General features: G+C 70.7%; 21 protein-coding genes and 1 pseudogene. 8 read left to right on the top strand and 14 right to left on the bottom strand.

The window, feature by feature from the left end; genetic code table 11:
• Position 1: 1 nt before the first annotated feature.
• Positions 2-118, bottom strand: a pseudogene (locus AB0K28_RS17700) (DUF4236 domain-containing protein); the annotation flags it as partial.
• 165 nt (positions 119-283) lie between these two features.
• Between AB0K28_RS17700 and AB0K28_RS17695 the strand changes: the two are divergent.
• Positions 284-475: a hypothetical protein gene (locus tag AB0K28_RS17695; protein WP_364370870.1), complete on the top strand. Its 192-nt coding sequence runs from the start codon at positions 284-286 to the stop codon at positions 473-475.
• A gap of 279 nt (positions 476-754) precedes the next feature.
• Here the strand turns inward: AB0K28_RS17695 and AB0K28_RS17690 are convergent, their stop codons facing one another.
• The 3 genes from AB0K28_RS17690 to AB0K28_RS17680 are packed head-to-tail and all read right to left on the bottom strand — an operon-like array spanning position 755 to position 4,052.
• Positions 755-1,432: a hypothetical protein gene (locus AB0K28_RS17690; protein ID WP_364370868.1), complete on the bottom strand. Its 678-nt coding sequence runs from the start codon at positions 1,430-1,432 to the stop codon at positions 755-757.
• Positions 1,429-2,310 carry a 5'-methylthioadenosine/S-adenosylhomocysteine nucleosidase gene (locus AB0K28_RS17685; protein WP_364370866.1) on the bottom strand — a complete coding sequence of 294 codons (882 nt, stop codon included), beginning with the start codon at positions 2,308-2,310 and terminating at the stop codon, positions 1,429-1,431. The genes AB0K28_RS17690 and AB0K28_RS17685 overlap by 4 nt, the downstream gene beginning before the upstream one ends.
• A complete protein-coding gene (locus AB0K28_RS17680; protein ID WP_364370864.1) occupies positions 2,307-4,052 on the bottom strand; it encodes a hypothetical protein in 1,746 nt (581 codons plus the stop codon). Before AB0K28_RS17680 ends, AB0K28_RS17685 begins: the two co-directional genes overlap by 4 nt.
• Before the next feature lie 111 nt (positions 4,053-4,163).
• Between AB0K28_RS17680 and AB0K28_RS17675 the strand changes: the two genes are divergently transcribed.
• From AB0K28_RS17675 to AB0K28_RS17665, 3 genes are all read left to right on the top strand, one after another.
• Positions 4,164-4,874 carry an NUDIX domain-containing protein gene (locus AB0K28_RS17675; protein ID WP_345388511.1) on the top strand — a complete coding sequence of 237 codons (711 nt, stop codon included), beginning with the start codon at positions 4,164-4,166 and terminating at the stop codon, positions 4,872-4,874.
• 142 nt (positions 4,875-5,016) lie between these two features.
• Entirely contained in the window at positions 5,017-5,853 is an 837-nt protein-coding gene (locus AB0K28_RS17670) for an alpha/beta fold hydrolase (protein WP_364370862.1), read from the top strand.
• A 26-nt stretch (positions 5,854-5,879) separates the two neighbouring features.
• Positions 5,880-6,578, top strand: a complete 699-nt coding sequence (locus AB0K28_RS17665) for a TetR/AcrR family transcriptional regulator (protein WP_364370860.1) — start codon at positions 5,880-5,882, stop codon at positions 6,576-6,578.
• Here the strand turns inward: AB0K28_RS17665 and AB0K28_RS17660 are convergent.
• The 4 genes from AB0K28_RS17660 to AB0K28_RS17645 form a co-directional block, all read right to left on the bottom strand.
• Positions 6,560-8,734 (bottom strand): xanthine dehydrogenase family protein molybdopterin-binding subunit, encoded by a 2,175-nt coding sequence (locus tag AB0K28_RS17660; protein WP_364370858.1) that lies wholly within the window; start codon positions 8,732-8,734, stop codon positions 6,560-6,562. The two genes, AB0K28_RS17665 and AB0K28_RS17660, sit on opposite strands and share 19 nt — an antisense overlap.
• Positions 8,731-9,714: a xanthine dehydrogenase family protein subunit M gene (locus tag AB0K28_RS17655; protein WP_364370855.1), complete on the bottom strand. Its 984-nt coding sequence runs from the start codon at positions 9,712-9,714 to the stop codon at positions 8,731-8,733. The genes AB0K28_RS17660 and AB0K28_RS17655 overlap by 4 nt, the downstream gene beginning before the upstream one ends.
• Positions 9,711-10,175: a (2Fe-2S)-binding protein gene (locus tag AB0K28_RS17650; RefSeq protein ID WP_364371198.1), complete on the bottom strand. Its 465-nt coding sequence runs from the start codon at positions 10,173-10,175 to the stop codon at positions 9,711-9,713. Before AB0K28_RS17650 ends, AB0K28_RS17655 begins: the two co-directional genes overlap by 4 nt.
• A gap of 295 nt (positions 10,176-10,470) precedes the next feature.
• On the bottom strand, positions 10,471-11,496 hold the full coding sequence (locus tag AB0K28_RS17645; protein WP_364370852.1) for a hypothetical protein: 1,026 nt from the start codon (positions 11,494-11,496) through the stop codon (positions 10,471-10,473).
• Positions 11,497-11,601: 105 nt separating this feature from the next.
• Here AB0K28_RS17645 and AB0K28_RS17640 point away from each other — a divergent pair, with 105 nt between their 5' ends.
• Positions 11,602-12,471, top strand: coding sequence for a LysR substrate-binding domain-containing protein (locus AB0K28_RS17640; RefSeq protein ID WP_364370849.1), 870 nt, complete (start codon positions 11,602-11,604; stop codon positions 12,469-12,471).
• A gap of 149 nt (positions 12,472-12,620) precedes the next feature.
• Here AB0K28_RS17640 and AB0K28_RS17635 read toward each other — a convergent pair whose 3' ends face one another.
• The 6 genes from AB0K28_RS17635 to AB0K28_RS17610 form a co-directional block, all read right to left on the bottom strand.
• Complete coding sequence (locus AB0K28_RS17635; RefSeq protein WP_364370846.1) at positions 12,621-14,882, bottom strand: phosphodiester glycosidase family protein; 2,262 nt, start codon at positions 14,880-14,882, stop codon at positions 12,621-12,623.
• A gap of 11 nt (positions 14,883-14,893) precedes the next feature.
• A complete protein-coding gene (locus AB0K28_RS17630; protein ID WP_364370843.1) occupies positions 14,894-15,700 on the bottom strand; it encodes a phosphatase in 807 nt (268 codons plus the stop codon).
• 4 nt (positions 15,701-15,704) lie between these two features.
• The gene (locus AB0K28_RS17625) at positions 15,705-16,826 is read right to left on the bottom strand and encodes an ABC transporter ATP-binding protein (protein WP_364370840.1); all 1,122 of its coding nucleotides are present in this window, start codon (positions 16,824-16,826) and stop codon (positions 15,705-15,707) included.
• A gap of 20 nt (positions 16,827-16,846) precedes the next feature.
• Positions 16,847-18,544, bottom strand: coding sequence for an iron ABC transporter permease (locus AB0K28_RS17620; protein WP_345388542.1), 1,698 nt, complete (start codon positions 18,542-18,544; stop codon positions 16,847-16,849).
• Positions 18,545-18,549: 5 nt separating this feature from the next.
• The gene (locus tag AB0K28_RS17615) at positions 18,550-19,584 is read right to left on the bottom strand and encodes an ABC transporter substrate-binding protein (protein ID WP_364370837.1); all 1,035 of its coding nucleotides are present in this window, start codon (positions 19,582-19,584) and stop codon (positions 18,550-18,552) included.
• A gap of 118 nt (positions 19,585-19,702) precedes the next feature.
• The gene (locus AB0K28_RS17610) at positions 19,703-20,488 is read right to left on the bottom strand and encodes a GntR family transcriptional regulator (RefSeq protein ID WP_364370834.1); all 786 of its coding nucleotides are present in this window, start codon (positions 20,486-20,488) and stop codon (positions 19,703-19,705) included.
• Between the two features lie 318 nt (positions 20,489-20,806).
• On the opposite strand from AB0K28_RS17610, the gene AB0K28_RS17605 reads away from it, so the two are divergent.
• From AB0K28_RS17605 to rox, 3 genes are all read left to right on the top strand, one after another.
• On the top strand, positions 20,807-21,988 hold the full coding sequence (locus AB0K28_RS17605; RefSeq protein ID WP_364370831.1) for an SGNH/GDSL hydrolase family protein: 1,182 nt from the start codon (positions 20,807-20,809) through the stop codon (positions 21,986-21,988).
• A 93-nt stretch (positions 21,989-22,081) separates the two neighbouring features.
• Positions 22,082-22,834, top strand: a complete 753-nt coding sequence (locus tag AB0K28_RS17600) for a class I SAM-dependent methyltransferase (RefSeq protein WP_345388552.1) — start codon at positions 22,082-22,084, stop codon at positions 22,832-22,834.
• A 51-nt stretch (positions 22,835-22,885) separates the two neighbouring features.
• Positions 22,886-24,313, top strand: coding sequence for a rifampin monooxygenase (gene rox / locus AB0K28_RS17595; RefSeq protein WP_364370827.1), 1,428 nt, complete (start codon positions 22,886-22,888; stop codon positions 24,311-24,313).
• The last annotated feature ends 196 nt before the right edge of the window (positions 24,314-24,509 follow it).

Genomic DNA, 24,509 nt, shown 5'->3' with positions numbered 1-24,509 from the left:
GCACAACGTTGCCCCGAGGTCCCATCCCCGCCCGAAGCCCCGGAATCCCGGTCGAGACCCCCATCCCAGCCTGACCAAGCGTGAAACGGAACGGTCCAACCCTCAGGCTGGTACGCACATAGAAGCCCACGATGAGGAATCCCTCCAGCCAGGACCGCCGTTACCGAGCCCGACGTCCCAGAACTCGGGTCGGCGTCTCCCAGGTGGAACAACGAACGGGCATGATTTCGCAAGGCGGGTTGTCGCCACGGACGATCTGATCTTGCCGATCTACGCTTCCCGCATGGCTTTCGTGATCCCAGAGATCAAGGTCGGGCTGGCCGAACTCGGTGGCGGGCCCGATGCCCGGTGCTCGCGGTGCGGCAAGCGGGCGACCCTGTACTTCGTCGAACCGGCGACGGGAAGGCCCACGTACGTGTGCACGGCCGACGCCGGCGCCGAGGTGGAGGCGATGCTGCTGCGCACCGCCGACTAGCGTGTCGTAGCAATGCGAGAAGCGGCGCTGGTGGTCGTCAAGCTGTGTCGCTTGGTCATGACCAGCGCCCTCGCCCGTCGTCGACGACGTCCCGTTGCGCCGGGACGTGCCGAAGATGCTCCTCGCGTGCACACTGGAACGAGATGGAGAACCGATCCCAGCCTGTCGTCCCCTGCGGGGCCTTCGGTGGAGGTGCAGAGGGCATATGTCCGCCCTCGCGTATCAACGCATGTTGGCGTAGGAGTCCCGGCGCAGGCCGCCAGATGGTGCGCCAAGCCGTCACCCTCCCAGGTCCGAATTCGCAGGGCTGGTGCGAGCGGAACCGCTGCTCTCCCAGGCGCTGGTGAAGATGCGCAGGGCAAGCCCGTAGAGCAGTCCCGGTGGTCGCGCAACCAGACAGGGTGAGTTACGACCGTGTTCGGTCTCGTCGTAGAGCGTTATGTACGCGACTTCGTCGGTCAGAATGATGCGATACAGGTTCGGCATGTCGTAGAAGCGCAACTCGACGACGTCCATGTGCTGCGCTGCTTCCCGCACGTACTCCGCGTTGTTGCGCACCTGCTCGAGCAACATACCGGGCCGTAGCCCCCGGTCGAAGCGACGGAGCGACTCCTCTCGCCTGACCAGCCAGGAGCCCGGCCGGGGGTCGGGCAGCAGCACCTTCACCGCATCGAGGGGGCGTACCGCGCCTGACCAGATCGGGGCGAAGGCGTCCCGCGTGAGCTCGTTGCCGCGGCCGGTGAGCACGCAAACCCACCGAGCGCGGGCCAGGTCGGTAGCCAATTCGTCCGCCGCCCGCCGCTGCTGGCGGTACAGCTTGCGCACCCCCAACCCGGAATAGTGCGAGAGTACAGCGACGGCCCAGTCGCGGGCACGGGCAGAGAGAACCCATCCCACCGCGACGGAGAGTGCTGTCGCCGCCATCGAGCTGACCACTCCCAGGGTGAAGTCGTTCATCGCTTGGTCTTGAGGTAAGGCAGCAGACGACGCAGGACTTGAGCGGCGTGCCAAGCCGCGACTTGCTGAGGTGTGTCGGACTTGTGCTGATCGGCGTGGTCGGAGATGCCCCGTATGACCATCCAACGATGCTGGCGTCCCGAGGCGGCTGAGCGTTCGTGGCAAGCTTGTCCGAGACCACCCGCTTCCATGTCAACGGCAAGGATCTTGTCGTTGAACGATGCCAGGAACGCGATCTCGGCGGCGTCCTCGTCCGCGATGACCGCTTCCCCTGACCCGATGGGGCCCGCATGCACAGCCGGCGATCGCGACGTTCCCTCAGGATCTACGATCGTCAGCTGGTGAGACGCATCGAGACCGGCCAGGAAGGTGTTGATCGCATGGCCGACGCCAGCGGGCACCGGCCGCGTCTGACCGCGGCGATGAGTGCCGGAGGGCGTGACCTTGCGCAAGTCGTAGTAGACCATTTCCGTGGCCAGGATCACGTCACCGATGGCCACGGACTTGTGGATACCTCCACCGATCCCCACCAGCACCGTGACCTCAGGGTCGAAGGCTTCGACAAGGTTGGCGTATGCGGCCATGGCCGAGCGTTGTCCCTGTTCGAGAGTCATGGTGGCGGCCACCGTCACTCCGTCCACGACCGCCCGGTAGAACGTGAGATCTCCGACGCGATCCCTGCGCAGGCCGAGTGCGGCCTGCACGGCCCGGGTCTCCAGCGGCAGGATGGTGATCACGCCCACCTGGGCGCGCTCCGCGGCTTCGTCGCGAGACGCTCCGGCGGTCCGTACCACCTTGGCGTTGCTGCCCACCGCCGAGTCGCGCACAGTCATGGTGCCGCCGTAGTTCAGGATGCCGTCGACGTGCAGCCGGCTCACGATGATTCACCGTCCTTTTGGTCGTTGGGCTCCTGTTGCTGATCGGACCCGTACTGATTGGTCCGGGAGGCGTTCTTGCCGATGGCCGAGTCACGGATCTCCATTCGGCCCATGTTGAGAACCGTTGCACTGATGATCAGCTGCGCCCGCTTCTTGAACTCGGAGGTGTCCACACCGTGGTCCTCCAGGAATTTCTCCGTCGCCCATAACAGCCGCTGCTCGATGATCTTCATCAGGCCGAGAATCTCGGCGCGGTCGTGCTCGGCATCTTGCCAGGGGGTGGCGCGATCCTCGCGCACTCGATGAGCCGTCCCGACGGCCGACCCTCTGCGCGGCAGGACCGTCCAGTCGACGCGGGCCAGCAACCAGGCCAGGAGCAGCCGAGGCACACCGGCGATGCGCCGCATGGCCAGAATCTCGTCCGGCAGGCGCAGGACCGCTTTGAGTCCCTCCCGCACCACCGACACCCATCCTCTTTCGCCGTAGTGATCGAGGATTTCGTACTCTCTGGGTAGCCGGGTCAGGGCACAGGCCGCGAAGTCGAGACAGAGCGTTCTGGCCTTGATCGTGACGCGGACGAACACCGTCACGACCACCTCACCGGTCGGCGACGTGGAGATCTCCAGGAAGTGGTGAAAGGGACCGTAGGGGTTATTGATTATCTTCCTGCGCTCGTCCGGATCGAGCGAGCGTCGCAGGCGGTCCCGATCCTTGGACAGGACCATCTCCTCTACGTAGATGCGATCCCCGATGCTGAGACCCGGCAGCGAGGTCGGCTCGTTTTCCCCACCGACCTCCTCTACAGCCTTGTGCAGCACGTCCACCAGCATGTCCGGCTCGAAGTCACGGACGCTTTCCTCGGCTTCGGGCGCTTCCGCCTCCGGGAGCAGGGGCACGATGAGCGGTGGAAGCCACTTGTGCACGAGCTCGCCCGCGCCGACGAAGATGTCCTGCGGATCTTCGAAGTAGTCGGCCGTCAAACGCAGGCGGATACCGTCCTCGTCCTCGTCGTCTTCCTCGCTTTTCGTTACAGGCCGCCGGTAAATCGCGTACTCGGACTCCTGCTGTTCCCTGATGCGTTTCATGCGCTGGCTCATCCGTCCGAAACCCAACGAGTCGGAGACCCACATGCGGTTGGCACCCAGCCGTCGGCCTGCGGCCGCGGTGAACGCGAAGAGGGCCAGCGCGGCGATGAGCGCCACCGCCATGCGGAGCACGCTCTCGATGGACTGATATTGCAGCCCCGTCATCAGAAGGGGGGTGACGATGAGCGCTGCACACGCTATGAACAGCAGTCTCACTTCGCGTCGCAGTTCCTCCAGCCCGCGCTTGTGCCGGCGGTATCGCCTGCGGTGCAGGAAGTGGTCGACTGCCTCCAGCGCCTGCCGTCGCCCGACCGCGGGCAGCGTACGAGCCAGGCGCCGCACAGCCAGCCAGAGCAGCAGGATGCACACCACCGTGAGGGCAAGCGCGGGCAGGACCAGCCATGCCCCGACGAACACCGAGAGAAATCCGAGCCGCTCGCAGACCTCCAGCATCAGCGCACGCTTGGCGTGCGCAACAACAGGCACCAGATCGAAGCCGTACGAAGGCGCCACGCGATGAGCGGGGTCGAGCAGCACCCGCCAGATCACCGAGTCGCGAAAGTCCCGGTCGAAGTAGACGCCGGCACACAGTTGCCGGGTGGCTTTACCCCGTGGATGAGCAGGTCGCCGCCCAGGTGAATCCGCACCGTTGGCCATGTGGCCCCTATCTCCTGCTGAGTTTAGGTAGCTATGACCTTAAGTCCGCAACCATATAAGGTCAAGATGACCTAAAGGGAGAGAGTCTTGTCACGCGAGCACCAAGTGGGGATGAAGGTCACTGTCGACCTCGTCATCCTCACCATTCGGGACGACGAACTACATGTTCTCCTCATCGAACGCGGAAATGAACCGTACAGAGGCTGCCAGGCTCTCCCCGGCGGTTTCCTACGGCCCGGTGAGACCCTTGAGCACGCCGCCCGGCGCGAACTCGAGGAGGAGACGGGCCTGGACGCGGCCCTACTGCATCTGGAACAACTTCGCGCCTACAGCGAACCGAATCGCGACCCTCGGGGACGCGTGATCACCATGGCCTTCCTGGCACTCGGCCCCGACCTGCCGATTCCCCAGGCGGGCACGGATGCCGCGAAGGCCGCGTGGGCGCCGGTGTCGTCGGTCCTGCCCGAGCCCGATCTGCTGGCCTTCGACCACCTGACCATCCTTCGCGACGCGTTGGAGCGAGCCCGGTCGCAACTGGAGTACACGACGGTGGCCACCGCATTCTGCCCCGAACCGTTCACCATCTCCGACCTGCGCAAGGTCTATGAGACCGTATGGGGGCTCAAACTCGACCCAAGCAATTTCCGTCGCAAGGTCACCCGCGCCGACCAGTTCTTGGAGGCCACAGGGGAACGGCGGTTCACTGAGCCAGGTCGTCCCGCCCCCCTCTACCGCCGCGGCCCCGCCCAGCTTCTGCACCCGCCGCTGCTACGCGAGGGGCACCTCGCCCGACGCCACACGACCACTTCTGCCCTGCGCTAGTCTCCGCGAGGCGCGCGTGGGGCGGGCAGTATGGATCGCGAGGCCGTTCCGCGTGGCGCCGGGGAAGTCGCCGTTGCGGTTCTTCAGGCCGTCGAACTCCTGTGCCCCATAAGCCTGCAGACGTCACCCCCAGGGAGCGTTCATGTCCACGCTGGTATTGGTTCATGGTTTCTGGCACGGCTCCTGGTGCTGGAGCGAGGTCATCCCCCACCTGGTCGCCGCGGGGCGGACGGCCGTCGCCGTGGACCTGGCGGGGCACGGGCTCTATGCGCGCCGTCCCCGGTGGTTCACCGAGCGGCCCTACGATCGCGCGGCGGTCGCCGCAGAGGTGTCGCCCGTCGCGGACGTGAGCCTGGACGGCGCGGCCGCGTTGCTGACGGAGCAGGTCAAGCGGGTCGGCCGGGGTGAGCCGGTCACGGTGGTCGCCCACAGCGCGGCGGGGCCGGTGCTGACGCGGGTGGCCGAGCAGGCGCCCGAACTGGTGGCGGATGCCCTGTATCTCACGGCGTACATGCCGGCGTCGGACACGCCGGCGGCGGCCTACACGCGGATTCCGGAGGCCGCGGGCGATCAGGTCGCGCCCCTGCTGCAGGGGGATCCGGCCGGGATCGGTGCGCTGCGGCTGGACGTCGCCACCGATGCCCCGGCCTACCGGCGGGGGTTGCGGGAGGCGTTCTACGGTGATGTGGATCCGGTGCTCGCCGACGCCGCCGCCGGGCTGCTGACCCCGGACGGGCCGCTCGGGATCATGCTGGGCACCACGACGCTGACCCGGGCGGGCTGGGGGTCGGTGCCGCGGACGTACGTCCTCTGCGCCAAGGACCAGGCGCTCCAGCCGGCCGTGCAGAGGAGGTTCGTCGCCGAGGCGGACGCGGCGTTCCCCGGCAACCCGATGTCCGTCGTCTCGCTCGACGCCTCCCACTCGCCGTTCCTGTCCATGCCCGGCCGGTTGGCCGAGGTGATCGTACAGAACGGTTGATAGCGGAATTCTGTTATCGTTGATATATGGCTGATCGGGAAGAGGTTCGCCAGCGCATCATCGACGCCACCACCCAGTTGCTGCGCGACAAGGGCCGCGAAGGGGTGACCACGCGTACGGTCAGCGCGGCGGCCGGTGTGCAGGCGCCCACGCTCTACCGCCTGTTCACCGACATGAACGGGCTGCTCGAAGCGGTCGCCGCCGACGGGTTCGCCCGCTATCTCGCGAGCAAGGACAGGCAGGAGCCCTCCGGCGACCCCGTGGACGACCTGCGCCGCGGCTGGGACAACCACGTCGGCTTCGGCCTGGAGAACCCCGAGCAGTACATGCTCATGTTCGGCCGCCAGACCCCCGACGCCCACCGGCGCAGCACCGAGCGGTCGATGGAGAAGCTGCGCCTGCTGATCGAGCGCATCGCCGCCGCCGGCCGGCTCACCGTCGGCGTACGCACCGCGATGGACATGATCCACGCGGCGAGCGTCGGCTGCACGCTCAACCTCATCCGCACCCCGCAGGAGCAGCGCGACCCGGCCCTGCCCGGCCGTCTGCGCGAGGCGGTGCTGGCGGCGATCACCACGGAGACGCCGACCGGCCCGCCGAGCGTGGCTCAGCGGGCCGTGGGGTTGACGGCCGTCCTCGACGACGTGCCGGGTCTTTACACGCCGGGCGAGCGGGCCCTGCTGGACGAGCTGCTCGACAGGGCCGCTCAGAGCAGCTTGTCCTGAGTGAAGGGCACGTCCCTGAGCCGCCGGCCGATGGCGTGGTAGATGGCGTTGCCGATGGCAGCGGGCACCCCGGTCCCCGGCGTCTCGCCGAAGCCGCGGATCCCGGTCAGCTCGGCGTTCGGCTCCTCAGGGTCCACGAAGAGCGCCTCCACCGACGGCACGTCCGCGCAGACGGGCACGAGGTACGTCGACAGGTTCGGGTTGACGACCCGCGCGGTGTTCGGGTCCACCATCGTGTGCTCCATCAGCGCGAACCCGATCCCCCACGTCACCCCGCCGATGACCTGCCCGCGCGCGGTCCTGCGGTTGAGCACCCGGCCCAGGTCGTACGCGGCCACCACCCGCGACACCCGCAGCCGCCCCAGCCGTGGGTGGATGCGCACCTCGAGGAACACCGCGCCGAACGCGTGCCCGCCGGTGTTCCTCCTGCTCCCCGTGGCCTCGACGGGCCGGCCGTGGCGGCGCATGACGTCGCGGTAGGTGTCCGTGCGCCCGCGAGCGGACAGGCGGCCGTTCTCGGCCACGACCTCGCCGGCGGGCACGCCGTGCAGCGGTGAGCGCGGGTCGGCGACGGCCAGCGCGATCACGGCCTGCCGCGCCTGCCCCGCCGCCTCGGCCGCCGGGCCCGCCACGCTGGGCATCGTGGCCGACCCGGCGGACAGAGAGGCGGCGGGGTACGCGGTGTCGCCGAGCAGCGTCGTGACGTGCCCGAGCGGCAGGCCGAGCCCTTCCGCGGCGATCTGGGTGAGCACGGTGTAGGTGCCGGTGCCGATCTCCTGGGTCGCGGTCCGCAGCGTCGCCCGCCCGTCGGTGCCGACGGTGAGCCTGGCCTGGGACGGGATGGCGGCGTGGGTGTGGGTCTCGGTGGCCATGCCCCAGCCGACGTACTCGTCGCCGTCCCTGGTGGTGCCCGGCTTGGGCCTGCGCCGTGACCAGCCGAACGCCTCGGCCGCCACCCGGTAGCACTCCAGCAGCCGCTTGCCCGGGTAGGGCGCGGGCGGGTCGGCCTGCTGGTCGACGTCGGTGTGGTTGCGTACGCGCAGCTCGACGGGGTCGATGCCGAGCTCGTAGCTCAGCTCGTCCATGGCGGTCTCGAGGCCGAAGTGCGCGGTCGTCTCGGGCGAGCGCATGTAGCTCGACGTGGGCAGGTCGAGGCGGACGCCGAGCTGGCGTACGTGCACGTTCGGGCAGGCGTACAGGCGCACCGCCGACTCGCTGCCGTTGTAGATCGCCTCGTCCACGCGGGTCACCTGGGCCGTCGAGGTGCTCTCGATGGCGGTCAGCCGGCCCTGCCGGTCGGCGCCCAGCCGCAGGTGGTGGCGGTGCTCGGCGCGGTGGCCGTTGGAGGTGTACATCTGCGCGCGCGACAGCACCAGCCGCACGGGCCGGCCGCAGAGCTCCGCCACCGCCGCGGTGAGCAGGGTGTGCGGGTACGTGGGGCCCTTGGCGCCGAACCCGCCGCCCAGGTAGGGCGAGACGACCCTGACCTTCTCCGCCGGCTGGTCGAACCCGAACGCGGTCGCGACGGCGTCCCGCGCGAACACCACGCCCTGGGTGCTCTCGTAGAGGGTCAGGGTGCCGTTCTCCCAGACGGCGGTGGTGGTGTGCGGCTCGATCGGGTTGTGGTGGTGCATCGGGCTGCTGTACGTCCGGTCGACGCGTACCGGTGCCTGTTCGAACGCGGCGGCGGCGTCACCCCTGGCGATCTCGTTGGGCCGGTCGCGGAACCGCTCGGGCAGGAACGCCTCGCCGAGCACGTCCGCCATCCGGACGACCGGCTCCTCGGCCCGGTAGCGCACCTTCACCAGCGCGGCCCCCTCCTGGGCCTGCTCCAGGGTCTCGGCCACGACGTACGCGACCGGCTGCCCCTGCTGGTGCACCCGCGTGTCCTGCATAGGGATGAACCGCCGGTTGTACGGAAAATTCGGCAAATTGAGCCGCCGCAGGTCCGCGTGCGTGTAGACCGCGACCACGCCCGGATGCGCCAGCGCCGCCCGGCCGTCGATCTCCAGCACCTCGCCACGCGCGATCGTGCTCATCACCAGCGCGCCGTGCAGCACACCGGACACCTCCTGGTCAGCGGCGTAACGGGCGGCGCCGGTGACCTTCGCCCGGCCGTCCACCCGCGCCACGCCCTTGCCCACCAGCCCGCTCATCGCAGCCCTCCCAGCTCACCGAGGATGCTCACCAGCGCCCGCTGGACGAGCTCGACCTTGAACGCGTTCCCCTCGTACGGCTTCGCGTCCGCGACCAGGAGCCGGCCCGCCTCCTGGATCGCCTGCGGGGTGAGCGGACGGCCCCGCAGCGCCGCCTCGACCCGGGTGTCCCGCCACGGGCGGGTGCCCACGCCGCCGAACGCCAGCCGTACGTCCCGCACCACGCCGCCCCTCGTCCGCAGCGCGGCGGCCACCGACACCACCGCGAACTCGAACGTGGCCCGGTCGCGCAGCTTCAGGTAACGCGACCGCCCGGCGAGGTCCGTGCGGGGCACGTCGACCCGGGTGATCAGCTCGCCGGGACGCATGGCCGTCTCCTGGTCAGGAGTGGACCCGGGCAGGAGGTAGAAGTCGGCGATGGGGACCGCGCGCTCGCCACCGGGGCCGAGCAGGTGCACGGTCGCCTCCAGCGCGGTCAGCGCCACCGCCAGGTCGGAGGGGTGGGTGGCGATGCAGTGGTCGCTGCCCCCGAGGACGGCGTGCGGCCTGTTCTGACCGGTGATGGCGGGGCAGCCGCTGCCGGGCACCCGCTTGTTGCAGGCCGAGCCGGCGTCGCGGAAGTATCCGCACCTGGTGCGCTGCAACAGGTTCCCGCCGATCGAGGCCATGTTGCGCACCTGCGGGGACGCCGAGGCCAGCAGCGCCTCCGACAGCACGGGGAACTCTTCGCGCACCCCGGCGTGCTCGGCGACCTGCCGCATCCTGGCCGCCGCTCCGATGCGCAGCGCGCCGGAGCGGGCGGTGATGGAGGCGAGGTTCAGCCGGTTGACGTCGATGAGGTGGTCGTGGGCCTCGGCGCCGTCACGCATGAGGTTGAGCAGGTCCGTGCCGCCCGCCACGTACGTCGCGTTGGGGGTGCTCGTCGCGGCCCGCACCGCGCCGGCCGGGTCGCGGGCTACGGTGTAGCCGAAGGCCCTCATCGCCGCACCTCCTTCGCGGCGTCGGCGACGGCGGCCACGATGTTCTGGTAGGCCGCGCACCGGCACAGGTTCCCGCTCATCCACTCGCGGATCTCCGTCTCGGAACCCGCGTGCCCCTCGTCGATGCAGGCCACCGCCGACATGATCTGGCCGGGCGTGCAGGCGCCGCACTGGAAGGCGTCGTGCTTGATGAACGCCTCCTGCACCGGGTGCAGCTCGTCGCCCCGCGCCAGCCCCTCCACCGTGGTGATCTCGGCCCCCTGCCGCATCACCGCCAGCGTCAGGCACGACTTGACCCGCTCGCCGTCCACCAGCACCGTGCAGGCCCCGCACTCGCCGCGGTCGCAGCCCTTCTTGGTGCCGGTCAGGCCGAGCCGCTCGCGTAACGCGTCCAGCAAGGTCACCCGCGGCTCCAGGACGACCGTGCGCGCCCGGCCGTTGACGGTCATCTCGATCTCCATCGTCGTGCCGGGCGCGGCGGCGGCGTGTGCCGGGGCGGGGAACGCGATGCCGCTCCCCGCCACCGCCGCGGCGGCCGCGGTCACGGCGGCGCCCTTGATCACCGTGCGGCGGGTGTGCAGGGACGGGTCGAGCAGGGCTTCCGTACGTTTCTCCGGTGGTTCGTGCGGGTCGAAGGTGGATCTGCTGCCGTGGTCGTTCATCGCGCTCCCTCCCCAGACATGTAAGCACTGAAAACGCTATTTCGTTATCGGTGCTTACGTCAAGAGGTGCTAACGGCAGCGTGTTAGCAGCGATTCAGCTCATGTGGGACGCGAACCACTCCAGCATCGGCTGCGGCCGCCGCTGGAACTCCAGGTAGCCGTCGAAGCGGCGGTTCGTGCCGCGTACCCATTGGAGCCTCTTGTCGGCGACCGGGATGTTGTCGAACATCGCCTGCACGTCGCTCGGATGCGTGAGCGTGTCGTCGTGCACCTGGTACAGGAACGTCGGAACCCGCACCCCCTTCGCCCACTCCCGCGGCTGCCGTGCCGCGAACGGGATGCCGGTCCGCAGCACCACCAGCCGCTCCAGCTCGTCGATGCGATCGGCCGGCACCCCTGCCATGACCAGCCGCCGCGCCATGATGACCTCCATGGTGACCGGCTGCGGCCCCACCAGGCAGCGCACGCCCTCGAACGCCCGCGGCTCCCTGCTCATCGCGTGGAACGTCGAACTGCAGCCCAGGCAGCGGCTGAACAGCCCGATCCGCATGCCCTTGGTGTCGCGGCGCTCGCGCGCGTACCGGAGCGAGCCGAGCACGTCACGCGACTCGAAGATCCCGCTGGAGGCGATGCCGCCGTTGGCGGCGCCGCTGAGGCCGGAGTTGCGCAGATCGTAGGCGAGCACGTTGTAGCCGGCGTCGTGCAGGATCTTGTAGTCGGGCACGAGATCCACCTCGATGTCGTTGCCACTGGAGCTCCAGATCGACGTCCACGGCTCCAGATGGCCGGGCAGCCCCGACCGGTTGAATCCCATCGGATGGTTGGCGATGATCAGCCGGTCGGAGCCACGGGCGGGGATGAACCAGCCCTCGATGGGCACGCCGTCGATCGCCTGGAAGGTGACGTCCTCGTAGTCGAGGCCCTGCTCCGCCGGCGTGTGCATGATCGGCGAGCGGAGCTGCTGGCCGAACGCGTCGGCCATCTGCCGCAGGATCTCGTCCTCGCCGGGCGCGGCCGCCGCCGTCGTGCCGGCGAGGAGGGGGACGGCCGACAGCCCGGCCGCCGTTCTGAGCACGGCGCGGCGCGTCGTCGCGGACACGTGGTTCTCGCTTCTTCTCATGGCTCCCATGGTCGGGAGAGCCCGCCCGCGCGGTCCAAAGCCTGTGCGGCATCCTCATACGCCCGAGGCATCACCCGACGTCAGGCCCGGAGCTATGCTGCAGGCATGGCCGAGTCAGAGCCGGATCTCGACTTACGATCAGTGCGCTACTTCACCGTCGTCGCCGAGCACCGGCACTTCGGCCGGGCCGCGCAGGCCCTGCACATCACCCAGCCCTCGCTGAGCCGCCAGATCCGCGCGCTCGAACGCCGGCTCGGCACTCCCCTGCTCGACCGCACCCCGCACGGCACCCGGCTCACCGAGGCCGGCGAGGTGTTCCTGCCGCGCGCCAAGGCGTTGTTGCGGTCATCGGCGCAGGCGGTGTCCGCCACCCGCGCCGCGGCCCGTCCCCGCAGGATCGCGATCGGGCACACCCTGCACGTGCCCGTCCTGCCCGCCGTACGCGAGCTGCGCCACCGCCATCCCGACGCCGACGTCCGCGTGGTGCAGCTGGCCTGGAACGAACCGCGCGCCGCGCTGCTGGAGCGCCGGGTGGACGCGGCGGTGTGCCGCCTCCCGCTCCGCGACGCCGGCCTCCAGGTGACGCTCCTGTACGACGAGCCGCGCGTCGTCCTCGTCGCCCGCGACCACCGCCTGGCCGGCAAGGACCACGTGACCCTCGACGACCTCGACGGCGAACCCATCCCCCGCCTGCCCGACCCGCTGTGGAACGCGTACTGGCGCCTGGTCCCCCGCGCGGACGGCCCGCTCGTGGAGTCGCCCGAGGAGAAGTTCGAGATCGTCGCCGCCGGCCAGGCCGTGGCCATCGTCTCCGCCGGCCTGCGCGCGGACCACCCGGGCGTCACCAGCGTCCCCCTGGACGGCGTGCCGCCGAGCCAGGTGGCACTCGCGACGCGAGCCGGCGACGACAATCCCCTGCTCACCCCGCTCCGCGAGTCCGCCCTGCTCCGCCTCACCGGCCGGCACGGTGGGTGAGGCGGAGCGCGGTGGCGGTGACGGCCTGGAGACCCATGATGACCGCAAGCGTGACGGGCTCCTGGACGTTGAGCACGCCTCGATCGCACCGTGCGGGTCGAGTGCATGCCTGGGCGCGGCGACCGATCGGTCGCCGCGCCCAGGTGGGGTCAGCCGGCGGCCACGGCGGTCAGTTCGTCCAGGACCAGCGTGCCGGTGTAGCGGGCGTCGGGGTTGATCTCGTTGAAGAAGATGCGGCGCAGGCTCACCGGGTACGCCATGCCGTCCGGCACGTCGTACGTGATCTGCTGCCACCCGGGTTCGGTGATGAAGGCGGGTTCGATCGTGTGCAGGGTGCCGTTGCGGTCGACGACCTCCAGGCGGGTCCGCTGGTCGTGGCCCTCCGACCGCACCCACAGCTTGAACGCCGTCGGCTGGCCGGCCACCGGGAGGAGGTTGGCGGACGGCCAGATGCCGACGCCGCGCGTCTCGGTGCTCTGGGTGAAGTCGTAGTCCAGCTTCAGCCCGTTCCCGGCGTGACCGTCGGGGGTGGAGGAGGCGGTGCCGGTGGCGCGCAGGCTCCAGAAGTCCCAGTTCGACGTGTCGTCGAAGGTGTCCACGACGTCCTGGGAGGTTCCGATGCCGACGACCAGCTCGGTCCGCACGCCGCCGGCGGTCACCGTGACGACGTGCTCGCCCTCGGCGGCCTTGGCGGTGACGGTGAACGCGCCGTCGCCGGTCGGGGTCACGTCCAGCGCCGCCTTGTCGTAGGTGAGGCGGACGTCGGCGGGGTCGATGGGGGCGGCGTATCCGGCGGCGTCCGCGCCGTTGACCTCGAAGGTCCCCTGGGCGTCCTTGGTCAGGAGGTTGATGCGGCGGGTGCCGGTCTCCAGGCGGGCCAGCGGGCCGAGCACGGTGAGGCCGATGTCGCCGGCGGCCTTGCCGTGCTTGGCCGTCACGGTCGTCTCACCGGACGCCAGCGCCCGGAAGACGCCGTCGCGGTCCACCCGGCCGACCCGGCCGTTGCCGGCCCGCCACTGCGGCCTGACGTTGCGGGGCTTGTCGGCGGGCCCGTACGTCTCGTCGTACGCGGCCGCCGTCAGCCGGCGGGTGAGCCCGGGGAAGACCCGCTCGGTACGCCACGACGCGGCGGCCTCGGGCCCGGGGAACCGGTCGCGCTCGGTCGCCGTGCTCACCCAGAAGCCCTTGGCCTTGCCGCTGCCCTTGGGCAGGAACATGGCCAGCCCGGTCGGCACGGGACGGGTGCCCGCCGCGTCCGACGGCCGGTTGACGAGGTCCACCTGCTGCTGGCCCGGTTCGCGGACGACGAGCGTGGTCGAGCCGCCGCCGTCGAGGTTGAGCGCGGTGTGCGCCCCCAGCTTCACCATCATCTCGGCCAGCTCGTCCAGCCCGACGCCGCGGGAGAACTCGGGTTGCCGGCCGTCCACCGCGACCAGCCACATCTTGGTCCCGTCGGCGGAGAACCCGACGGCGGTGCGGGGCTCCGGCGTGTTGTTCTCGGGCGGGAGCTGGAGCGGCTTGCCGTCGGCGACGATGAGCTGGCGTCCGCTCACGGCCGCCTTGACCTTCATGTCGCCGGGAGCGCGTACGGCGTAGTCGACGGAGACGGGGTCGCCGACCCGCAGCGAGGACAGCGCGTCGGCGCCGGCCTCCCGTCCCACCAGCACGAACGCGCCTTCGGTGATCGCGCCCTCGCGGGGGACGTCCAGCACCTCGGTCACGACGCCGTCGCGCACGACCACCTCGATGGTCCGCGCGACGCCCCTGACCGGATGGCAGCGGCAGTAGGTGCCCCAGACCGGGGTGAACATCCCGATCTGGTCCTTGAGCAGCTCGGCCTTGTTGAGCGCGTCCAGGGGGACGGTCCCGCCGGGCAGCTTGACGGTGCCCTCGAAGACGATCTCGCCGATGGCGCCGATCTGGTCCTCGGAGAACATCACCGCGGTCTGGTTCGTCTGCGTCGCCTTCGTGTTGGGCAGCGGCGACTGCAGCAGCTCGCCGTCCTGGACGGCCACGCCCCACGGCGCGCCCGAGGCGGCGATGTCGAAGTAGTCGGCGTTCGTCGCCGCGATGGCGCCCGCTTCGCGCGCCATGTCGAGCAGCGGCCGCCGCGCGGCGACCTGGCCGGGGAACAGCCGCCCGATCTGCACGCCGGCCTTGAGGTCGACGGACATCTGGTACGTCTGCAGCCAGCCGGGCTCCCCGGTGGCGCCGTCGGGCCCGTACAGCTCGACCGTGCTCAGCTCGACGCCGGGAGCGACCGGCTGGGTCTCACGGTAGGTCTCGGTGCGGCCCTCGACGACGACCGCCGCGGCGGCGGGCGGCGGCGTCGCCGCGTACGCCGGGCCGGTCAGGACGAAAGCGAGAGCCGCAGATAACAGGCTCCAGCGCCGCAAACCACGACGGGACATGACCATCCTCCTCAAACAGCGATATCGGCCGCGCGCCGGAGCATGTACGCCGTCACCGGCGCGAACTCGGCGGGCGTGAAGTTGTCCTCGATCGGCAGGACGGGCTCGTGCCGTCCCCTGGCGTGCGCCAGGAACAGGGCGATGTCGTTGGCGTCGGCGATCGACAGCGTGTGCAGGCCGGCCGCGATCGCCGCGCCCGCCATGCCGTGGTCGGCGATGACGAGATCGATCCGCGCGCCGCCGCCGGCCACCGCGGCGATCATGGCCTCCATGTAGTCGGGCCGGTGGGTGTGCAGGATCGCCTCGTCGTGGAAGGCGCACGCGACCCCGCCGAAGAACCGGATCCCGGTCTCGCCGGCGGCGTGGGCCCCGACGGCGCGGTCGAGCCGGTGGTCGTCGAGGACGCGGACGATCCTGTTGCCCGCGCTCCGCAGCGCGCGCGCCAGGTCGGCGTAGTGGTCGAGCAGCCCGGTCGGGTGCCCGGTCGCCAGCAGCACCGTGCCGCCGCCGTCCCGCAGGAAGGGGGCGAGGGCGTCGGCGTGCGCCCTGATGCCGGCCAGCGTGTGCTCGGGCGCGATGTACCCGAGCTCGGGGTCGCCGTCGGTGATGCGGTCGCCGATGCCGGCCTCGACGGCGGCCACGACCTCGTCGATGGCCGCGGTACGCCAGTCCTCCAGGCCGAAGGTGTTGTCCAGGTCTCCCTTGAGCATCTTGTGCGCGTACGCCAGTGACTGCCGGCGGACGGTCCTGATGCCGCCGGACAGTCTCCGCTCGACGAGCAGCTCGCGCAGGTCCGCCTCTTCGTGTGCGATGCCCATGCCGTCAGCTCGCCGCCGCCGCGACGACGGGACGGGCGGCGGCTTCCGGCGGGCGCCACGCGCCCTCGACCCTGGGGAACGCCCGCGCCGCTCCCTCGCCGATGCTCAGCCGCACCTTCGCCCCCGGCGACCAGCCGCTCTGGGCCGAGTGCACGATCACGACCGAGCCGCCGACCTCGACGTAGGTGCGGACGACCGGGCCGAGGAACTGCACGTCGCGGACGACGCCGCGCAGCGCCCCCGCGCCGGGGGCGTCCTCCTCGCTGAGCGACACGTCCTCGGGGCGTACCGACACGTCCACGGGTGAGCCGGGCGAGACGGAGGACGACGTGCTCGCGGGCGTCGCGGGGAGCACCGCTCCCGCGACGTTCACCTCCCACGACTCGTCCGAGCCGCCCGCGTACTCCCCCGCCAGCCAGTTCGTGATGCCGACGAAGTCGGCGACGAACCCGTTGGACGGGGCCAGGTAGATCTCGTGCCCGCTGCCGAGCTGTTCGAGCGAGCCGTCCTTCATGACGGCGATCCGGTCGCCCAGGGCCAGCGCCTCCTCCTGGTCGTGGGTGACGTAGACGATCGTCGTCCCGGTGTCGCGCTGGATCTCGCGCAGCTGGGTGCGCAACTGGATGCGGGTCTTCGCGTCGAGGTTGGACAGCGGCTCGTCCATGAGCAGCACCGACGGCCGGATCGCCAGCGACCGGGCGACCGCGACGCGCTGCTGCTGGCCGCCCGACAGCTCGTTCGGCCGCCGGCCGCCGAGACCCGTGAGGCCGACCAGCTCCAGCGCCTCCTCGGTGCGCCGGGCCCGCTCGTCCTTGGCCAGTTTCTGCGCCTTCAGCCCGAACTCGATGTTCTCCGCGACGGTGAGGTGCGGGAAGATCGCGTAGTCCTGGAACACCATGGACGTCGGCCGCGCGTCGGGGCCGTACCCCGACACGTCCACGCCGTCGATGAGCACGCTCCCGCTGTCCGGCTGGATGAACCCGGCGATCATCCGCAACGTGGTGCTCTTGCCGCACCCGCTGGAGCCGAGGAGGCAGAGGAACTCGCCGCGGCCGACGACGAGGTCGAGGTCGCGTACGGCCGGCACCCCGCCGAACGACTTGCACAACGCCTTCAGTTCGATCATGGAATCTCCATCAGCAGGTGTCACAGGTCGTAGAGCCGCAGCCGGGAGCCGAGGGCGAGCTTCGCGACGGCGAGCCCGGCGAAGCTGACCACCATCAGGCCGGCCGCGACGCCGGTCGCGGCGCCCCACTGGCCGAACTCGGCGAGGTTGACGATGGTGGGCGCGCCCAGGCCGATGCCCGGCGAGGTCAGGAAGATCACGGCACTCAGCGTGTTGATCGCGTGGAGGAACCCGAACACGAGCGACGTGGTGAACGCGCCGCCCAGCAGGGGGAACATGATCTGGACGATGACCCGGGCGCGCGAGGCGCCGAGGTCGGTGGCGGCCTCGTCGATCGACGGGCTGATCTGGTTGATGGTGGTCACCGCGGTCCGGTAGCCGACCGGGATGGCCCGCACGACCATGACCAGCACCAGGATCAGCGCGGTGCCGGTCAGCGCGATCGGCGGCTCGTTGAACGTGAGCAGCCACGAGATGCCGATCATCGTCCCGGGGATCGCCGACGGCAGCACCGCGAGCCCGTCCATCACGCCCCGGCCGAAGACCCGCGTGCGGTGCACGACGTACGCGGCGACCAGCGTGCTGATCGTCGTGATGATCGCCGCCGTGGCGGAGAACAGCGCGGAGTTGCGGATGTCGTCGCCGCGCAGGAGGGCCGTCTGCCAGTGGTCCAGCGTCAGGCTCCAGTCCGCGCCCCACGCCCGGGTGAACGAGCCGACCAGGATGCTCCCGTAGATGAGGATCATCAGGACGCTCACCAGGCCGAGGACGGTGAGCAGGCCGCGCCGCACGGCCGCGGGCAGCGGCGCGGGCGGCAGGCTGCCCGTCTTCCCCGACACGGTGACGGCGGAGCGCCGCGCGAGCACGCGCCGCTGGATCAGGAAGAGGATCAGCGTCGGTACGAACAGCAGCACGCACAGCACCGCCGCCATCCCGAAGTCCTGCCGGCCCACGGCCTGCACGTACGCCTCGACCGACAGCACCTGGTACCCGGCCCCGATGAGGACGGGGTTGCCGAAGTCGGTGATGACGAACATGCCGACGAGCAGCAGCGCGTTCAGGATCGTGGGGAACGCCAGCGGCAGCGTGACCCGGCGGAAGGTCTGGAACCAGGTCCAGCCGAGGTCCCGGCTGGCCCACTCCAGGGTGGAGCCGATGTTCTTCAGCGTCGGCAGCAGGGTCAGCGTGGCCATGGGGAAGAAGGCGAGCGTCTGCACGAGCCAGAGCCCGCCGAGCCCCAGGAGGCTGATGTCGAGACCGAACAGCTCGTGCGTGATCAGGCCGCGCCGCCCGAACAGCAGCAGCACCGCCAGGCCGACGACGAACGGCGGCGAGATCAGCGGGAGCAGGGCCATCACCCGCAGCACGGCCCGGCCCCTGATGTCGGGCCGGCTGAGGGCGTAGGCGAACAGGAAGCCGACCACGGTGGCGCTCAGCGTCGAGGCCACACCGATGACGACGGTGTTCTTCGCGGCCGTCGCCACGCGCGGCTCGGCCAGCCTGCTCCACGCCTCGCCGTCGGGCTCGAACAGCATGGCGACCGTCGGCACGAGGACGAGGAGGAGGAGCAGGCCGGCGACGTAGGCGACGAGCGTGCCCACCGTGATCCGGTCGGCCAGCAGGCGGCGGCGACTGCGCCGCTGCCAGTCAGGCCGGGTCCCGGGGGCCCGCTCGGTCCTTTCTTCTGGTACGACGGTCCGCTGGGTCGTCGAAGGCACGGGCATCAGACCCCGTACCGCTTGGCGAACTCCTTGGACACCGCGTCGCGCATCTCACCCGCGCGTACCGGGTCGTAGTCCACCAGGTCGAGCTCGGCGAGACCCTGCGCGCCGTCGGGCAGGTCCACGTCGCTGCGCACGGGGTAGGAGTGGACGAGGTCGACGATCATCTGGGACGCCTTCCTGCCCTGCAGCCACTGGACGAACTTCTCGCCGCCCTGGGGGTTCGGCGAGCCCTGGACGAGCGCGTTGCCGGAGATGACGACGCCGGTGGGCTTGGGGTAGACGAGCTCGATGGGGAACCCGGCCCCGCGCACGTTGAGCAGGTCGTGGGCGAAGGAGACGCCGGCGGCGTACTCGCCGGTGGCGACCAGCTGCGACGGCGCTCCCCCGCTGTCGGTGTACTGGCCGATCAGCTTGTGGAACTCGTCGAGGAACTTCCACGCGCCCGCCTCGTCGCCGTGGCGGAAGATCTGCGTCGCCACGAACGTGTACCCGGTGCCGGACAGCGTCGGGTTCGGCATGACGAGCTGGCCCTTCAGGTCGGGGCGCAGCAGCTCGTCCCACGTCGTCGGGAGCGGGGCGCCGCCGGTCTCCTCCTTCCACCGGTCGGCGTTGACGCCGACGGTCATCAGGATGAGCTCGTTGGCGTGCCAGTAGCCCTCGGGGTCGACGAACCGCTTGTCGATGCCCTCGGCGGCGGGCTTGAACGACCGGATCAGCTTCTCCTTGGCGAGCGGTCCGGCGTCCCCGCTGGCCAGGCCGATCACGTCGGCCGCCGGACGGCCCGCCTCGGCCTTCAGCCGCGCCAGGAGCTCGCCGGCGCTCTGCCGCAGCACCTCGACCTCGGTGCCGGTCTCGGCCGTGAACGCCTCGGCCAGCCGCCGGGCGGGCTCTTCCGGCATCGGCGTGTACCAGGTCACCGTGCCGCCGCCGGACGCGGACGCGGCGTCGTCGCCGCCGGACCCGCAGGCCGACCCGAACATGAGGAGTGCGAGAGAGAGCGCGCCTGCGGCGACTCGTAACAGGGACTTGTGCATGAGTGACCGCCTTCGGATCGATGCGCCCACAGGAAGGGGACGCAAGGTCACGATGCACGAAATGGTGTTATCTGTGACGCGAGGTGTCAATACCTCTTGTAGACCAATTGGCTGCTCGTCATCCCAGAGACGTCGCCGTGTGGGTCACTCCGCGGGGGTGTCCGAGGTCCTCCTCAGGGGTCGCCGTCAGGTCCAGCTCCGATGTGATCATGTAGCGGTCGCCGCGGAACAACGTCTGGGTGAACTCGATGGGAACGCCGTCCGACGTGCGGGTCGCCGTCCTGAAGAGGAACGCCGGAGAGTACGGCGGCGCGTCCAGCACGGCCGACTCCTCCTGGCTGAGCACCGTCGGCTCGATGGTCTGCGTGCCGGCCGCCACCTTCAGGCCGTACTTCTCCGACAGCAACTGGTAGAGGGACTTCTCCTCCAGCTCGTCGGCGGGCAGGCCGGGCACCAGCGCGTCGGGCAGCGTCGTGGTGGCGAGCGCGATCGGGTCGCCGTCGGCCAGCCGCAGCCGGCGGATCGTCACGATCGTGTCGGACGGCGCGATCTGCAGCCGCCAGCTCATGCGCACGCCCGCGTCGGAGCGCTCCACGCCGACGACGCGGGTCGAGGGCGTGATGCCCCGCCTGCGCAGCCCCATGGAGAACGACGACGCCGTCGGCGACTGCGTGATCGTGGGCCGCGCGACGTAGGTGCCGCTGCCCTGCTTGCGGATGAGGTGGCCGTCCCTGACCAGGTCGTCGACGGCGCGCCGCACTGTGAGCCTGGAGACGCCGCAGTCCTCTTCGAGCACCCGCTCGGGCGGAATCGGATCTCCCACGTTGAGGTCTTCGAGCAGGCTCATGATCCGCTCGCGGACCATGTTGTGCTTGCGCCCGCGACGAGCGTCCGCGTCGCTCACGTCCACCCCCTCCTGCCCTCTATGGCCCCTTTATGGCGACACCCGCACTTCCCCCGCATTTTACGTCACGGCCACGGATTGGTATTGACGACTTGTATACCAACTCTTACAGTCACCGAAGAATCATGACCTTCCGGTGAACCAGGGCGGGGCGTGCTGACGCCACCGCCACTCCTCCGTCCCATGGCTGGCCGCGACCGTCAGGCCGGGTCCGATCATCGTCGCATCAGGGCCGACGCATGACCACCCTGCCCCGACCCGCGCCTCCCCCCGACCGGCCTCAGCCCTGAGCAGCATCGTTCCGACAAGGGAGCACCGATGGGCAACCACATGGTCAATCGACGTCATCTCTTCGGGCTCGCGGGCGCCGGCGGCGCCGCCCTCGCGATCCCCGGCCTGTTACCGACGCCGGCGAACGCCGCCGTCCCGCACCCGCCCGCCGCGTGGCCCACCGAGTTCGTCGAGGTGACGCCCAGCGTCGAGGGCGACATCGCCTGGTACGACGTCTCGCACTGGGGCGTCGAGGGCAAGGGCTGGTCCGACACGGCGGCCTACTACGACCGGCTGCCGGCCAAGGCGGAAGGCGTCGTGACCCCCGAGGTCTGGGTGCGCAGCCGCAACTCCTCGGGGCTCCTGACCCGGTTCGTCACCGACTCGACCATCTTCCGGGCCCGCTACCGGCTCAGCCTGGCCACCGTCGCGATGTACCACATGCCCGCCATCGGCCACAGCGGCGTCGACCTGTACGCGCGCACCCCGGAAGGCCAGGACGCCTGGCTCGCCAACACGCACCCGGCGGCGCAGAACGTCGACCAGCAGATGGGCATCGCGGTCGATCCGGGCGAGCGCCTCTACACCGCGTACCTGCCGCTCTACAACAGCCCGCAGCGGCTGGAGATCGGCGTCCAGGCCGGCGCCAAGTTCCTCGGGGTCGCGCCGCGCACCACCCCGCCCGCCGTCTTCTACGGCAGCTCGATCATGCAGGGCGGCGTCGCGTCCAGGCCCGGCATGTCCATCACCGCGCTCCTGGGCCGCCGCTTCGACGTCCCCACCATCAACCTCGGCTTCTCCGGCAACGCGCGCATGGAGCCCGAGATCGCCCAGCTCCTCACCGAGCTCGACGCGTCCGTCTACGTGGTCGACAGCTCCCCCAACATGAACCCGCAGCAGATCTCCGAGCGCGCAGAACCCTTCATCCGCATCCTGCGCGCCGCCCGCCCCGACACGCCCATCGTGATGGTCGAGGACCGCCGGTACGGCGACGGCCAGTTCGTCGAGTTCCGCCGCACCCGCAACGCCCAGAACGCGGCCGCCCTGCGCACGGCCTACGAGAACCTGCGCGCCTCCGGCGTCAGAGGTCTGTCCTACCTCTCGGCCGACAAGCTCCCCGGGCCTGAGGAGCTGGTGGACGGCTCGCACCCGAGCGACCTCGGCATGGCGACGTACGCGAAGGCGTACGAGAAGGTGCTGCGCCCGATCCTGCGGAGACACGACCACTGACCTGCCGGATCTCCGAGCACGGCCGACGCCGTCACCGGCGTCGGCCGTCATTTCGGTGGACATCACCGGCGCCTCGTTGGCACCGTGGCCGGCATGCGACAGGAAGACATCTGGGACGCCGAGACCGCGCAGCGCTACGACACGCCGGGCACCGGCATGTTCGCCCCCGAGGTCCTGGGGCCAGCGGTGGACCGCCTCGCCGGCCTCGCCGGGGACGGGCGGGCGCTCGAGTTCGCCATCGGAACCGGCCGGGTGGCCGTGCCGCTCGCCGAGCGCGGGGTGCCGGTCACCGGCATCGAGCTGTCACCCGCCATGATCGCCCAACTGCGTGCCAAGGCGGACGAGGCGACGATCCCGGTGGTCGTCGGTGACATGGCGACGGCCACGGCCCCGGGGAAGTACACGCTCGTCTACCTCATCTACAACACCATCTCGAACCTGCTCACGCAGGCCGAACAGGTCGCGTGCTTCCGCAACGCCGCCCGGCATCTCAGCCCCGGCGGCCGGTTCGTGATCGAGCTGTGGGTACCCGAGCTGCGCGAGCTGCCCCCGGGGCGGCAGGCCACGGTCCGGCACTCCGAGCCCGGCTACATCGGCTTGTACACCTACGACGTGCTGCGCCAGCACGTCGTCTCACACCACTTCAGGTTCTCCGAGGGCAGGCAGGCCGAATTGTTCCGCAGCCCGCACCGCTACATCTGGCCGGCCGAACTCGACCTCATGGCTCAGCTGGCCGGAATGGAGCTGGAGACCCGGCACGCGGACTGGGCGGGAGCCGAGTTCACCGCCGAGTCACGCTCGCACGTGTCGGTCTATCGCGTCCCCCCTGCCGCTTCCAAGCTATAGCGCGACCCGGGGCTTGCGGCAAGACCCCGGGCACGGCCCAGACTGGAGCGCATGTTCGACGTGATCATCGCAGGTGGCGGGCCGACCGGTCTGATGCTGGCGGCCGAGCTGCGGCTGCACGGCGTACGGGTGCTGGTGCTGGAGAAGGAGACCGAGCCGGCCCCGTACGCCAAGGCGCAGGGCCTGCACGTACGCAGCATCGAGATCATGGACCAGCGCGGCCTGCTGGAACGCTTCCTCGACCACGGCCGCCGGCACCCGCTGCGCGTCTCACTCGGCGGGGCGGACCGGCCCGCGCCCGCCGATCTGGACACCGCGCACGGCTACCTGCTCGCCATCCCGCAGATCGTCACCGAACGCCTGCTGGCCGAGCACGCCGCGGGGCTGGGCGCCGAGATCCGGCGCGGCGCCCAGCTGACCGACCTCGACCAGGACGACGACGGCGTGACCGCCGAGCTGAGCGACGGCACGCGCCTGCGCGCCCGCTACCTCGCGGGCTGCGACGGCGGCCGCAGCACCGTGCGCAAGCTGCTCGGCATCGGCTTCCCCGGCGAGCCGAGCAGGATGGACACGCTGCTCGGCGAGATGGAGGCGGACGAGGACCCGTCGGCGATCGCCGCCGCCGTCGCGCGGATCCGTCAGACGCAGCCGCGCTTCGGCCTGGCGCCGCTGGGCGGCGGGGCGTACCGGGTGGTCGTGCCCGCGCTGGACGTGGCCGAGGACCGCGCCGTGCCGCCCGCGCTTGAGGACTTCCGGCAGGCGCTCAAGGCGGTCGCGGGCACGGACTTCGGCGTACGGGCCCCACGCTGGCTGTCCCGCTTCGGCGACGCCACCCGCCTGGCCGACCGCTACCGCGCGGGCCGGGTGCTGCTGGCCGGGGACGCGGCCCACGTCCATCCACCGGCCGGTGGGCAGGGGCTGAACCTCGGCGTCCAGGACGCCTTCAACCTCGGCTGGAAGCTGGCCGCCGAGGTCGCGGGCTGGGCGCCGGACGGGCTGCTGGACACCTACGAGGCCGAACGCCGCCCGGTGGCGGCCGGCGTGCTGGACGACACGCGTGTCCGCATGCACCTGATGTCCGCCGAGCCAGGCCCCAGGGCGGTGGGACGGCTGCTGGGGCGGCTCCTGCGGTTCGACGAGGTGAGCACGTACCTCGCCGAGCAGCTCACCGCCATCGGCGTCCGCTACGACTTCGGCCCCGGCTCCGGCCTGGTGGGACGCCGCCTGCGCGACATCGACCTGGGCGACGGCCGCCTCTACCCGCGCATGCGCTCCGGCCGCGCCCTGCTCCTCGACGGCACCGGCCGCCTCTCGGCCGAGGGCTGGACGGACCGCGTGGACCACATCGCGGCCCGCACCGCCGGCCTGCCCGCCCCCGCCCTCCTCCTCCGCCCGGACGGCCACGTGGCCTGGACCGGCGACACCCAGTCAGAGCTGACCACCGAACTGTCCCGCTGGTTCGGTACCGTCACTCCCTGACCTGACCGGAGGAGAAGACGTGGGCCTGACGACGCCGCCGCCCCCGTACGACGTGGCGGAGATCTTCCCCGAGCTGACCGGCCCCCCAGCGGCCTCATGATCGGCGACGCATATCTCGTCGTCTGCCTGGAGTGCCCGATCGGCCCATCGGCAGCGCCGCCCAGTGGCCGTGATGGACCATGGTCATAATGAGCAG

Origin of the sequence: Nonomuraea sp. NPDC049504 (assembly GCF_040676845.1) — a bacterium.
Classification (GTDB): domain Bacteria; phylum Actinomycetota; class Actinomycetes; order Streptosporangiales; family Streptosporangiaceae; genus Nonomuraea; species Nonomuraea salmonea.
Note: the sequence above shows the minus strand (reverse complement) of the source record. Positions and strands in the feature narration are given on the sequence as shown.